The following is a 12401-nucleotide window of genomic DNA, read 5'->3' as shown; positions in this document are numbered from 1 at the left end:
GAAGAAGGAGGAGCCCCATGCGGGGCCACCCCAGAAGCACCACGAGAGCCACGCTCGCGGCGGGCTGCTGCGCGCTGCTCGTCGGCGCGGCGGCGGCCGGGTGCGGCGGGCCGCGCACCGGCGGCTCGGACGCCGCGCTGACCGTCTCGACGACCACGGCGATCGTCGCGGACCTGGTCGGACAGGTGGGCGGCGAACGCGTCGACGTGACGTCGATCGTGCCGCACCACGGCGACCCGCACTCCTACGAGCCCAGCCCCAAGGACGCGGCCAGGGTCACCGAGGCGGACCTGGTGTTCAGCAACGGGCTGCTCCTGGAGGAGCCCGGGATCATGAAGATGGTCCACACGAACGCCCCCGGGGACACCCCGAAGATCGCCCTCGCCGAGGAGCTGGAGCAGTACGGCGGCACGGTCATCAAGCTGGAGGAGAACCTCGGCCTGGACGTGCTGTGGCTGGGGTGGGCCGTCGAGGGCGAGGTCGCCGGGGCGGGCTCCGAGGTCCGGACGACCGTCACCCGGCTGGAGGGCCCCGGCGAACTGCGCGTCTACCTCACCGACACGCTCGGCAGGCCGCGGGTGTACGTCGACTCGGCGGACGGGCTCGACGCCGAGGACTCCTTCACCCTGCCGCCCGAGGCGCACACGCACGTCAACTGGGCGTTCAGCGCGCCCGGCACCTACCGGCTGACCGTCGAGGGCCGCACCGAGACCCTGGACGGCGCGGGCGCTGAGTTCGGCGGCGGCACCTTCACCTTCACCGTCGGCGACGGCACCGCGCCGCCCCCGGGGACGACCGTCCTCGACGGCGGGCACGCCGACGTCACCCTCAACGCGCAGAGCGGCGTCGTCGACGTGCGCGCGGAGGACGCGGAGACCGGCGCCCGCACCCGGCACCCGGCCGACCGGGTCGTCCTCAACGTGCCCGACCGGGCGAGGGAGTCGGTGCCGAAGGAGAAGCCGTACGCCTTCCTCGGGCGGCCCGGTGACCCGGTGTGGGTGCTGCCGCAGGCCGTCATCGGCCAGCACGTCCACGGCGACCTCGACCCGCACGCCTGGGAGGACGTCGCCAACGCCCAGGCGTACGTCCGCCGCATCGAGGCCGAGCTGATCGAGGCCGACCCGGACGGCAGGGCGACGTACGAGAAGAACGCGGCCTCGTACCTGAGGAAGCTCGACGCGCTCGACCAGGAGGTCGCCCGCACGCTCGCGGCCGTCCCCGCGGCGAACCGCGAACTGATCACCACGCACGACGCCTTCGGCTACCTCGCCAGGGCGTACGGCATGGAGGTCGCCGGTTTCGTCGTCCCGGTGCCGAACCGGGAGCCGAGCGCGGCCGAGGTGGAGGAACTCGGCGCCACCATCCGCGAGAAGCGGGTCCCCGCGGTGTTCCTGGAACCCAACCTCGCGGCCCGCGCCGACGTGCTCAGACGGGTCGCCCGGGACCAGGGCGTCGACGTCTGCACGATCTACGGCGACTCCTTCGACGACCGGGTCCACGACTACGTAGCGATGATGCGGCACAACGCGACCGAACTCGCCGCGTGCCTGGGGAAGGAGGCCCGGTGAGGGCCAGGGTCATAGGCAAAGCGCGGCGGGAGCGGGTCGCCGTCGCGGTGGCGCTCGTCGGCGCGCTCACGGGCGGCGGCGGGGTCGCGGTGGCGGACGACGAGCCCGCGGTCGTACCGGGGCGGATCGGGTACGCGGACGGCGCCTTGCGTCTCGGCGCCGACGAATCGGTGGCGCGGGACGGCGGGGCCTCGGCGCCCGTCCTGCGCCTGCCCGGCGCCGCGCCCGGGTGGGACACCACCGGGGTGCCCGCGGGCCTGGTGGACCAGGAGACCGTGCGGTGGTCGCTGACCGGGCTCGACGGGCCGGGCGACCTGAGGGTGTACGCGGACGACGGGACCGGTGCGCTGCTCTTCGACAGCGCGGACGGGCTGCCCGACGGGTACGAGCTGCCGGTCGGGGAAGCGGGCGCCACCCGCTGGGAGTTCACCGCGGAGGGCACCTACCAGGCCGTCTTCGGCGTGGAGGCCATGACGGTCGACGGGCGGGAACTGTCGACCGGGGGCGTCTACAGCGTGCTGGTGGGTGAGGAGGAGACGGCGGAGGCCGCCGTCGAGGCGGTGCCGGAGGCCCCGTCCCTCCGGGCCGCCGCCCCCTCCCCCACGGCCAGCGCCTCCCGTAGCGCCGTCCCGCTCTCCGCGCCCGCCGCCGTGCGGGCCGAGGCCCCGGTCGTCTCGACGCCGAAGGTCATCGACGAGGGGCACGTCGACATCGCCGCCCGGGTCGTGGACCGGCGGATGCAGATCCACGTCAAGGACGGCACGGTCTCCGGGAAGACCACCTGGCGGGAGCCGTCGTCCGTCGTCCTGCACGTCAGGCCCGCCGCCCGGAACACCCTCCCGGACAGCGACGACTTCGCCTTCCTCGGTGACCCCGGCGACCCCGTGTGGCTGCTCGACCAGGTGCAGCAGGACGGGCTGCTGTGGCCGGGCTGGTCCACCGACAACATCGACGCGGGGGTCACGAAGGGCGGGGTCACCTTCTCCCTGACCGACGTCAAGGGTCCCGGCACCGTCGCGCTCTACACGTACGACGCGATGTCGGGGGCGACGGTCCTGTTCAACAGCGGGGACGGGGTGCCGGACGGCTTCGACGTCCCGGCGAACACCCACGCGCACGGCGGCTGGGCGTTCACCGCGGAGGGCACGTACCGGCTCACGGTGCGGATGAGCGGCAAGCTCGCCGACGGGACGGCGGTCAGTGACACGGAGACCCTGACGTTCGTGGTGGGCGACGAGGACCCGGGGGCGGTGGAACCAGGGGGCGGGTCTGGCGGTGCGTCGTCCGCCCCCGGCTCAGTGGCCTCCGGTGACGGCGGCTCCCCGGCCGCCGCCCCCGCCGACGGCTCCATGGCCTCGACCGGCGCCGGTGACGCGCCCCTGGTCGGCGGGGTCGCCGCCGCGCTCGCCGCGCTCGGGGCGGTCTTCGTCACCGTCGCCCGCAGGCGCCGGGGCCGTGGCCGTACGGCGGGGAGGTCCCCCGCGTGACCGGCTCCGAACCGCTGCTGCGGGCGCGGGACGTGGACGTCGTCCTCGGCGGCAGGCACGCCGTCCAGGGCACGCGGCTGACCGTGCGCCGGGGTGAGCTGCTGGGGCTGCTCGGGCCGAACGGGGCCGGGAAGACGACGCTGCTGCGCGCCGTACTCGGGCTGGTGCCGCTGGCGGGCGGTGAGGTGCTGGTCGACGGCCGGGCCCCGGCCCGCGCCCGGCACCTCGTCGGGTACGTGCCGCAACGGCACGAGTTCGCCTGGGACTTCCCCATCGACGTCACGGGGGCGGTGCTGTCCGGCCGTACCCGGGCCATCGGCTGGCTGCGCCGGGCGCGGGCGGCCGACCGTGCCGCCGTCGACGAGGCGCTGGAGCTGGTCGGCCTCACCGGGCTGCGCCGCCGCCCGGTCGGGGAGCTGTCGGGCGGGCAGCGGCAGCGGGTGCTGGTGGCCCGCGCGCTGGCCAGCGACCCGCGGCTGCTGCTCCTGGACGAGCCGTTCACCGGCGTGGACGTGCCCACCCAGGAGCTGCTGAACGACCTGTTCCGCCGACTCGCCGCCGAGGGCAGGGCGCTGCTGATGACCACCCACGACCTGGCCGCAGCCGCCCGCACCTGTACGCGGGTGGCGCTGCTCAACCGCACGGTCGTCGCGGAGGGCGGCCCCGAGCTGCTCGCCGATCCGGAGCTGATGCTGCGGGCGTTCGGCCTGGACACCGCGATCGGAGCCACCGCGTGACGTTCCTCGACTTCCTGCTCGATCCGTGGCAACTGCCGTTCATGCAGCGGGCGTTCGCGGTCGCCGTGCTCACCGGGCTGGTGTGCGGGGTCGTCGGGGTGTTCGTCGTGCTGCGCGGGATGGCGTTCATCGGGGAGGCCGTGTCGCACTCGGCGTTCCCCGGGGTCGCGCTCGCGTACGCCTTCCAGGGCAACCTGCTCCTCGGCGGCGCGCTCGCCGGGCTGACGACCTCCCTGCTCATCGCACTGGTCTCGCAGAACCGGCGGCTGAAGGAGGACACCGTCATCGGGGTGTTCTTCTCCTGCGCGTTCGGGCTCGGGATCGTGCTGGTGTCGACGCAGGACAGTTGGTCGACCGACCTGTCGTCCTTCCTGTTCGGGCAGGTCCTCGCGGTCGGTCCGGAGGACGTGTGGACGGCGGCGGTGCTGGGCGCGGTCCTGGTCACGGTGGTCCTGCTGCTCAGCAAGGAACTGGTCGCCGTCAGCCTCGACCGGGAGACGGCGCGGGCGGCCGGGCTGCCCGTCATGCGGCTCGACCTCGTGCTCTACGGCGTGGTGACGGCCACGATCGTGATGTCCCTGGAGGCGGTCGGCAACATCCTCGTCCTGTCCCTGCTCATCACCCCGGCCGCGGCGGCCCGGATGCTCACCGAGCGGCTGTGGGCCATGACGCTGCTGGCCTCACTGCTGGGCGGCACGGGCGCGTTGGCCGGGCTGTATGTGTCGTACTCCTATGACCTGGCGGCGGGGGGCTCGATCGTCTGTGTGCTGACGCTGCTGTTCGCGGTGATCTGGTGCCTGGCGCCCCGGCACGGGCTGCTCGCCCGGCGGCGGGGCGTCGTGGTGGAGGCGACCCTCACGGGCAGTCGTACGTGAAGCGGGCGGTGGCCGTGCGCGGGGTCGGGGCGAGGACGCGCAGCTCGGCGCGGGCGGCGTGGTGGCCCGCGCCCTCGAAGGTCCACCGCAGGTGCAGGCGGGCCCGGTCCTGGCCCCGGCCCAGCACCTCGGTCAGCACCCCCGACGCCGTGCCGTCGCTGCGGACCCAGCGGTAGGTGAGCGTGCCGCCCCGGCCGTTGGTGGCGAGGACGCCGACGACGTGCGCGGTGCCGTCGCACTCCAGCGCCGTGGGGCGGGCCGTGACCGTGACCGCGTCCACCGCGAGGGGCGGCCCGGGGCGCTGCCAGGCGAGGAACGCGAGGACGCAGAGCACGACCAGGGCGGGCAGGGTGTGCCTGCGCAGTCGGCGGAGCCGGGGTCGGCGGGGCGCGGGCGGCGGCTGCACGACGGGCAGGGTGCGGTGGGCGAGGGCGGCGGCGGTGACGCCGGGGCCGAAGCGGAGCACCGTGCCGTCGACGCGGTCGGGGGGCGTCGGCTGGATCTCGGACGCGGGGCCCTGTATCCAGTGGCTGGCCAGCACGGTGGCGCTGTAGTCGTCGTCCCTCTCCTGGTCCCGGCCCTGGCCCTGGTCCCGGCCCTGGTCCCGGTCTCTCGCGGTCACCGGAGGTCACACTGCCTGGTCAGGAGTTGCTGGGAGGCGCCGCCGTCGGCGGGGGCGGGGGTGGTCGTGGCCCGCACCGTCCAGTAGCAGCCGCGGGTCTGGAAGGCGTGGTCGACGGTGAGCGTGTACTGGGTGGCGCCGCTCCGCTCGAAGGTCTGGGACGCGCCGTCCTGGGCGCCGGGCTGTCCGGCGGTGTCGCCCACGTACCAGGAGAGGGTGACGGAGACCGGTCCGGTGCCGTCCGTGGTGACGGTGATGGTGGCGGTGGCGGTCGTGGTGCCGGTCTGCTGGAACGCCGAGACGGCGACGTCCTTGACGGCGGGGGCGACGGGGGCGTCCGGCGTCGTCGGCGGGGCGGCGGGCGTGGTGGTCGGGGGCGTCGTGGTGGCGGGCTCCCCGGGCGCGTCCGGGGAGGGCGGGATGGTCGGGGTGTCCGGGTCCGGGGGCGCGGCGGTGCCGGAGGACGAGTCGCCGGGGGACGGTGACAGGTCGTCCGCCGTGGCCGGTGCGGAGGGCTCGGCGGCGGTCGCGCTCCCGGTCGGGCTCGCTTCGGGCGGGGCGTCGCCGCCCCCGCCCGCTACGGCGCTGGTGGTGGCCAGCGCCAGGGCAGCCTGGGGAGTGGCGGTCCCCGGGTCGTCGTTCCGCAGGCCGTAGGCCAGCAGCAGCCCGAGGAGTACGGCGACCCCGGCGACGGCGAGGCCCGGACGGCCCGGCAGCCACGACCGGCCCCCGCCCCAGCCGGGCTCCGCGCCCAGGACCGTGCGCGCGGTGGCCGTGGTGGTCCGGGGCGCCGCGCCGCGGCCCGAGGGCAGCAGCAGCGGCAGCAGCGCCACCAGCGCGGCGAGCCGACCGCGTCCGCGTTCCTCCCAGTCGAGCCCGTAGGCGCCGCCCGCCACCGCCTCCAGTTCGCGTACGAAGTCGTCGGCGCGGGCGGGCCGCCGCGCCGGGTCCTTGGCGAGCCCGCGGCGCACCAGGTCCCGTACCGGCTCGGGGGCCTCGTCGGCGGGGACGGGCGCGTCGACGTGCTGGAGGGCGAGTTCCGCGAGGTTGTCGCCCGTGTACGGCTTGCGGCCGGTGAGGCACTCGAAGAAGGTGGCCGTGGCCGCGTACACGTCGGCGGCGGGCGAGGCGGGCGCGCCGGTCCACTGCTCGGGGGCCATGTAGGCGGGGGTGCCCGCGACGCCGGGGCTGGTGCCCGCGTCCACGGCGATGCCGAAGTCGACGAGCCTGGACGAACCGTCCGGCGCGACCAGCACGTTCTCCGGCTTGTAGTCGCGGTGCACGACACCGACGCGGTGGGCGTCGGCCAGGCCGAGCAGCGAGCCCTTGAGGAGGGTGAGCGCGGCCTCGGGACCGAGCGGGCCCTCGCGCCGCAGCAGGGTCCGCAGGGAGACGCCGTCCACCAGCTCCATGACGATGGCGGCGCCGTGGGTGCTCTCGACGTACTCGAAGAGCCTGGCGACGTACGGGCTGTCAAGCCCGCCGAGCAGCCGCGCCTCGGCCCGGAAGCCGTGGACGAAGCCCGGCCGGGTGCGCAGGGACTCGCTGAGGTACTTCACCGCCACCGGGACGTCGGTCTCCTCGTGCACGGCGAGCACGACCCGCCCGCTCGCCCCCGACCCCAGTTCCTCCGACTCGGCGTATCCGGGTACCGCCCATGTGTTCATTCCAGCCCCCCAGCTGACGGCCGCCGCCCCCGTGGCGGAGCGATGTCCGGGCCGCGCGGTGAGAGACACGTTTCCGGCCACCGCGGTTGCGGAAGCCCACCACCCGCTCAGCCGCCCTCCGCGCCCCGGCGGGGGCTGGCACCGAGGAACGCGGCCACGACACCCGCCCCCACCAGCAGGACGACGCCGGACACCACGAGCGCGCTGCGGGCGCCGGACTCCGCCGCCGTACCGCCGCCGGGGGTGCGGCGCGGTGGGACGGACGTGGCGCTCACCTTCGGCCCGCCGCCGCGGGACGAGCGCCTCACCAGCGAGGCCCTCACCACGGACCGGCTGATGGTGGTCACCCCGGTCGGCCACCGCCTCGCGTCGTACGACGAGGTGGACGGCGCCGACCTGCGCGGTGGGCCGTTCCTCGCCACGCCCGAGAGCTGTGGCTTCCGGGAGATGCTGGACGGCCTGATCGCGAGCCTCGGCGCGGACGCCCCGGTCATCGACGCCGAGCTGGCGAGCATGGCGGCGCTGTGCCAGTGCGCGGCGGCGGGGATGGGCTGCGCCCTGCTGCCGGAGACGGCGGCGGCCGGTCCGGCGGCCCGCGGCGAGGTGGCCGCGGTCCCGCTGACGGGCCCCACCCCGCACACCGACGTCACGATGACGTGGCTGCGCGGGGCGGAGCGGCGGCCGAGCGTGTCGGCGTTCCTGACGACGGCACGCGCGCACTTCGCGCCCGCGGCCCCGGCTCCGGACCCGGGTTCGCTCAGATCAGCTCGGGCTGCGCCTCGGGACGCCGTGGGAGGGGCGTGACCCCCCGCCCCCACGCCCCGGTGGTGCGGACGTACCCGTAGACCACCGACCCCATCGCCAGCAGCAGCAACGGCCCGGCGATCCACCGGTGGTGGGCCATCTGGAGCGGCAGCCAGCGGTACGACAGCAGGAACGCCGTGAAGACCGCGGCGCCGTAGCCGACCAGCCGGACGCCGGACCGGTCCCAGCCGTGGTCGTAGGCGCGCAGGGCCGCCTCGATGGTGAGCGTGAACACCACACCGGCGACGAGGTCGGCGCCGTAGTGGTAGCCGAAGCCGAGGGTCGCGCAGAGGGTGGCGACCAGCCAGAACGTCCCGGCGTGGCGCAGCGGCCGGGGGGCCTCGCGGGTGTGGATGAAGATGGCGGTGGCCCAGGCGGTGTGCAGGCTGGGCATACAGTTCCGCGGGGTGATCGCGTCGAAGGGCATGGCGTGCGGGACGCCGATCGTCGGCAGCGTCTCCGGCCACAGGGTGGCCACGGCCCAGGGCGCGGTGGGCGGCATGTCCGGCGCCCACAGGCTGACGGCGGCCCACTGCTCGGTGCCGGTGCCGTAGGCGAAGACCGGGCCGACCACCGGGAAGATCATGTAGAAGGCGGGTCCGATGAGCCCGATCACCAGGAACGTACGGACCAGGTGGTGGCGCGGGAAGCGGCGGTCGGCCGCCACGTGCCGGAGCTGGTACAGCGCGGCGATGACCGCGGCGACGGGGAGCTGGCCGTAGACGAAGTCGAGGACGTTGAACCCGACCGGTCCGCTGGCCGCCACGACCCGCCCGACCAGCCAGGACGGGTTGCCGAGGGCCTGGTCGGCGGTGGCCACGTACTGGTCGAGCACGCCGGGCCGGGTCTGCGCCGTGATGAACAGCCAGGTGTCACCGGTCTTGCGCCCCGCCATCAGCAGCAGCCCGAGCCCGACGCCCTTCAGCAGCAGGACCCGCTCGGCCCCCGCACGCCGGGTGACGGCGACGACGGCACACCCCAGGACGACCCACAGGGCCCCGTTCCCGAAGGGATGCCCCCCGCCGGTCCCGATCCCGAACCCCGCCCGCACCGCCAGGAAGACGAGATCGATCCCGACCGCCGCCCCCAACGCGATGAAACGTTCCCGCCTGGTCAGCACCACCATCATCAACGCCATGGAGGCGTACAGCAGCCCACCCGACTTGGGCGCGTACACCACCTCCCGCACCTGGTTGGTGAGCGGCCCCGGTACGCCGTAGTGCCGCGCGGCGAACTCCAGCGCGACGAGGAACCCGAGCCCTACGACGACGGCCGCGACGGCGACGGCTGCCCTCCCCGGTATTCGGGGCATCCGAGGTATTCGCGGTACCCGGGGTATTCGGGCCGGGCCCGAGGGCGATGGCACATGTCTCAATTTGGTCAGCTTTGCTAGATGTTGCCCGTGCGGGGGCGGATACCGAGAGGAGAAGCAACCCGCCGCAAGCAAGACGGAAAGCCCACACCTTGCGTTCCGACAGCTCCCCCACAGCTTCCGGCGCAGAGCGAAGCACAGGGCGTCTACGCAGGTCAATCCTGCAGGGCGCACGGGCCCAGCCCGGCGTCGCCGTCGCCGGGCTGGGGGAGGTGGCCGGGGGTGCGGCTCAGGCCGTGGTGGTCTGCGGGCGTCGGGAGGGCGGGCTGTCCAGGTGGGCCACGACCGTGGCGTAGAAGCGGTGTACCGCGTCGTCGACGCTGCGGATGAAGCCGGACTCGGCGTTGCCCCGGCTGCTGCCCATGCCCTTGAGGAGGGACAGCCGGAAGCCGGTGATCTGGGTGCCGTTCTTCGGCAGCAGGTCCGCGGGCTCGGGGCGCAGCCGCTCCAGCGTGCCGCGCGGTCCTCCCGTCCCGCCGTCGACCAGGGTCTCGACGTGCAGGTCCGCGGGCGCCTCCGCGAGCCGTCGCACGAGCCGTTTCGCCCAGGTGAGGGGGTAGCCCTGCTCGGGCGCCGGGATCTCGACGGAGGTACGGAGCTTGCTCGTCCGCAGGTCCGCCGTGATCGCGACGAGGCCGGGCGTGCCCTCGATGCGCAGCTCGGACTGGAGGCGGCCTTCGAGGCAGAGCTGGTCGGCCTGGAGGGTGCGGCGGACCCCGGGATCGGTGCCGCGCTTCGCGCGCTGGACGGGCAGCACCTTCTGCCCGAGTTCGCCGCCGAGCCTGAGACAGACCTGGCGGATGAGGCGCTCCCAGCTCTCCACCACCTCAAGGGCCCGTGGGTCCCCCTGGCACAGGGTCTCGTCGTCGATCCCGTTGCGTACCGGGACCCAGGCCGCGCCCATGTTCTGGAAGCCGTGGCATCCGGAGTTCTCGTGCTGGAGGTAGTGCAGCAGTTCCTGGAGCAGCCAGGCGTGCGCCATGTTGCCCACGCCCTCGTGCCGGATCAGCATCTGGGCCTGGTGGGCCACCTCGGCCCAGGACAGGTGCCAGAGGGCCACCTTGTGCTTGCGCCGTCTGTCGATCCTGACGTCCACGAGGGGACTGCCCTCCAGCGCGACGTCGTTCGAGAGGGTGATCACGGCCTCGTAGCCCCGTCGGGCGGCGATGTCCATGTACGCCTGCACCTGCTCCGCCTTGAGGGCGTTCCCGTTGGTCTTGGTCTCGACGAGTGCCGTCCACAGCTTCCCGGCCCGCTCGACGCGGATCACGCCGTCGGGCCGTCGCGGGGTGTCGCCGTGCGGCAGGGAGACCTCGGTGAACGTCTCCATGCGGCCCGCGGGCGCGCCGAACGCGGCGGTGAGCCTGCGGCCGAACTCCGGGATCTGCGCCATCACCGACAACAGCACCGACGTGGCACGCATCTCACGGTCCCGGTCGCTCTTGAGCGCGGAGACCGGGAAGAGCCTGGCCCCCTTCCAGGAGTCGTTCTCCGCCAGCGACTTCTTGGCCGCCTTGGGCAGCGTGACCTTCTTCCTGGCGGTGCGGGGCCGCGTGGACGCCTTCCTCGGTTCGGCGGCCTGGGCGCCCTCGGTGCCGTCGGCGGCCTCGTCGGGCTTGCGGGGGGCCGGAATGGCTTCCAGGGGTGCCACCTGTGGTGCGGGGGCCGCGCGGTCGTCGGCGGGGGAAGTGAGGGGTGCCCCCTCCGCCCCTTCCTCTCCCGCCACCTCGTCTCCCGCCGCGGGGTCCAGTGCCTCCTCCGTGGCCGCGTCGTCCTCGATGTCGACACCGAAGTCCGTCGCCAGACCCGCCAGACCGGCGTCGTAGCCCTGTCCGACGGCCCGCAGCTTCCACTCCCCGCCCCGGCGGTAGAACTCACCGAAGATGAACGCGCTCACCTGACCGGCGTCCTCGATCGCGAAGCGGAGCAGGCTCTCGCCGGAGGCGTCGGCCAACGTGAGCTGGAGGTCGTCCAACTCCCCGAAGTGGGCCCCGCGGTAGCGGCTCGCGGCGACCACGATCCGGTCGACGTCGTCCGGGATCGCGGTCAGGTCGAAGCTGATCCGGTCCTGGTTACCGCTCCCGGTGGGCGTCTTGCCCAGGAGCTGCACGCTCCCGTCCGGCGCGACCGGATGGTTGTAGAAGTAGAAGTCGGCGTCACTGCGCACCTTGCCGTCCGCGTTCAGCAGCAGGACGGAGACGTCCGCGTCGCCCTCACCCGTCGGACTCGTCCAGTCCAGACTCACGATCACGGAGTCGACGCTCTCGCTGAGCGTCGTCAGACCTACGTTGGCACCCTTGATCAACTCGTGCATAATCCCCACCCCGGTAGCGCACGCCCGCCACGAGTGGCCGCCGTTCGTCGCCCGTCGACCAACCCGCGTGACGCGCCTCACACTTGATGCATCCGGAACCCTAGTACCGCCTGGGCACCTCTTGGGGCGGTTGCGTCACCTCTGCACTGAATCAGGGCGGCTTCGGTCGCGACAACCGCCGGTCCCTCGCGGGGCTACCGAGGCGGGTCCCGTGCATGGCATCGTCGGTGCATGTGTCTGGACCCGTCGCTCGGCCCGGGCGGGTGCGCCGGGCGGGGCCTCGACGGCGGCTGGTGAGACGTTCGTGGGCAACGTGCTCGCCACCGTCTGGGGGCTCATCACCTTCGCGGGGTTCGTCGTCGCGCTGCTCATCCCCAAGGCGGAGGAGTACGTGCGGGCGTACTGGGAGACCGCGGAGGAGGGTGCGCGGGCGCGGGCGCGCAAGTGGTCCTCGGCCGCGCGGACCGCGCCGCTGATCGTCTGTGGCGCGGTGGCCGTCCTGTGCGTGGTGTCGGCGCTGGCGCTGCGCGGGTCGGGGGAGCCGACCCGGGTCGACGTCGGGATGCTGGCGGTCGCCTGGCTGACCCAGGCCGGGTTCGCCGTGGCCGTGCGGTACCTGGTCGTGGGGGTGCCGCGGGCGATGCCGGTCGTGCTGCCCGCCCACGTGCCCGACCTCTCCGTGCTCCGGTCCCGGGACGGTCCGCGCACGGCGCTGCGGTTCGCCAACGAGAGCCATACGGCGCTGCGGGTGCTCTGGGTCGACCACGGCGGCTCCGAGCACGCGATGGACGAGCTGCCGCCGGGCACTGAGCGGGTCCAGCTCACGTACGCCGGGCATCCGTTCGTGGTCCGGACGGCCGCCGGGGGCCAGTTCCTCGCCGTCTACCTGCCGCTGCCGGTGCCGGGCACCGCGACCCTCAGCGACACCATGACGGCGGCGCTGCGGCCCTGACCG

At 74.2% G+C, this 12401-nt stretch carries 11 protein-coding genes; 6 read left to right on the top strand and 5 right to left on the bottom strand.

The features are described 5' to 3' along the window. The first annotated feature begins 17 nt into the window (after positions 1-17). Genes ACFQZ6_RS19060 through ACFQZ6_RS19045 form a run of 4 tightly spaced genes read left to right on the top strand, consistent with a single transcriptional unit; the run spans position 18 to position 4667 of the window. Positions 18-1568 carry an anchored repeat ABC transporter, substrate-binding protein gene (locus ACFQZ6_RS19060; protein WP_381610745.1) on the top strand — a complete coding sequence of 517 codons (1551 nt, stop codon included), beginning with the start codon at positions 18-20 and terminating at the stop codon, positions 1566-1568. Further along, the gene (locus ACFQZ6_RS19055; RefSeq protein ID WP_381610742.1) at positions 1565-3055 is read left to right on the top strand and encodes a choice-of-anchor M domain-containing protein; all 1491 of its coding nucleotides are present in this window, start codon (positions 1565-1567) and stop codon (positions 3053-3055) included. Before ACFQZ6_RS19060 ends, ACFQZ6_RS19055 begins: the two co-directional genes overlap by 4 nt. After that, the gene (locus ACFQZ6_RS19050; protein WP_381610740.1) at positions 3052-3792 is read left to right on the top strand and encodes an anchored repeat-type ABC transporter ATP-binding subunit; all 741 of its coding nucleotides are present in this window, start codon (positions 3052-3054) and stop codon (positions 3790-3792) included. The genes ACFQZ6_RS19055 and ACFQZ6_RS19050 overlap by 4 nt, the downstream gene beginning before the upstream one ends. Continuing rightward, positions 3789-4667 (top strand): anchored repeat-type ABC transporter permease subunit, encoded by an 879-nt coding sequence (locus ACFQZ6_RS19045; protein ID WP_381610738.1) that lies wholly within the window; start codon positions 3789-3791, stop codon positions 4665-4667. Before ACFQZ6_RS19050 ends, ACFQZ6_RS19045 begins: the two co-directional genes overlap by 4 nt. Here ACFQZ6_RS19045 and ACFQZ6_RS19040 read toward each other — a convergent pair. The 3 genes from ACFQZ6_RS19040 to ACFQZ6_RS19030 all read right to left on the bottom strand — a co-directional run bounded on the left by ACFQZ6_RS19040 (position 4648) and on the right by ACFQZ6_RS19030 (position 7231). Further along, positions 4648-5289 carry a hypothetical protein gene (locus ACFQZ6_RS19040; RefSeq protein WP_381610736.1) on the bottom strand — a complete coding sequence of 214 codons (642 nt, stop codon included), beginning with the start codon at positions 5287-5289 and terminating at the stop codon, positions 4648-4650. The two genes, ACFQZ6_RS19045 and ACFQZ6_RS19040, sit on opposite strands and share 20 nt — an antisense overlap. Then, positions 5286-6956, bottom strand: coding sequence for a serine/threonine-protein kinase (locus ACFQZ6_RS19035; protein WP_381610733.1), 1671 nt, complete (start codon positions 6954-6956; stop codon positions 5286-5288). Before ACFQZ6_RS19035 ends, ACFQZ6_RS19040 begins: the two co-directional genes overlap by 4 nt. Positions 6957-7063: 107 nt before the next feature. Then, on the bottom strand, positions 7064-7231 hold the full coding sequence (locus tag ACFQZ6_RS19030) for a hypothetical protein (protein ID WP_381610730.1): 168 nt from the start codon (positions 7229-7231) through the stop codon (positions 7064-7066). Between ACFQZ6_RS19030 and ACFQZ6_RS19025 the strand changes: the two genes are divergently transcribed. Continuing rightward, positions 7221-7760: a LysR family transcriptional regulator substrate-binding protein gene (locus tag ACFQZ6_RS19025; RefSeq protein ID WP_381610727.1), complete on the top strand. Its 540-nt coding sequence runs from the start codon at positions 7221-7223 to the stop codon at positions 7758-7760. The genes ACFQZ6_RS19030 and ACFQZ6_RS19025 overlap by 11 nt on opposite strands. Here the strand turns inward: ACFQZ6_RS19025 and ACFQZ6_RS19020 are convergent. Then, positions 7714-9072, bottom strand: a complete 1359-nt coding sequence (locus ACFQZ6_RS19020) for a phosphatase PAP2 family protein (protein WP_381610724.1) — start codon at positions 9070-9072, stop codon at positions 7714-7716. The genes ACFQZ6_RS19025 and ACFQZ6_RS19020 overlap by 47 nt on opposite strands. Before the next feature lie 289 nt (positions 9073-9361). Beyond that, positions 9362-11446, bottom strand: coding sequence for a TerD family protein (locus tag ACFQZ6_RS19015; protein WP_381610721.1), 2085 nt, complete (start codon positions 11444-11446; stop codon positions 9362-9364). Positions 11447-11750: 304 nt separating this feature from the next. On the opposite strand from ACFQZ6_RS19015, the gene ACFQZ6_RS19010 reads away from it, so the two are divergent. After that, complete coding sequence (locus ACFQZ6_RS19010; protein WP_381610719.1) at positions 11751-12398, top strand: VHL beta domain-containing protein; 648 nt, start codon at positions 11751-11753, stop codon at positions 12396-12398. Positions 12399-12401 lie beyond the last annotated feature (3 nt).

It is taken from the genome of Streptomyces flavalbus, from assembly GCF_042674625.1.
GTDB lineage: Bacteria > Actinomycetota > Actinomycetes > Streptomycetales > Streptomycetaceae > Streptomyces > Streptomyces flavalbus.
This window is presented reverse-complemented; position numbering and strand designations above follow the sequence as displayed.

Coding starts and splice junctions, on each gene's coding strand:
- ACFQZ6_RS19060 (WP_381610745.1), top strand. CDS start 18: ATGCGGGGCCACCCCAGAAGCACCACGAGAGCCACGCTCGCGGCGGGC.
- ACFQZ6_RS19035 (WP_381610733.1), bottom strand. CDS start 6,956: ATGAACACATGGGCGGTACCCGGATACGCCGAGTCGGAGGAACTGGGG.
- ACFQZ6_RS19020 (WP_381610724.1), bottom strand. CDS start 9,072: ATGCCCCGAATACCGGGGAGGGCAGCCGTCGCCGTCGCGGCCGTCGTC.
- ACFQZ6_RS19015 (WP_381610721.1), bottom strand. CDS start 11,446: ATGCACGAGTTGATCAAGGGTGCCAACGTAGGTCTGACGACGCTCAGC.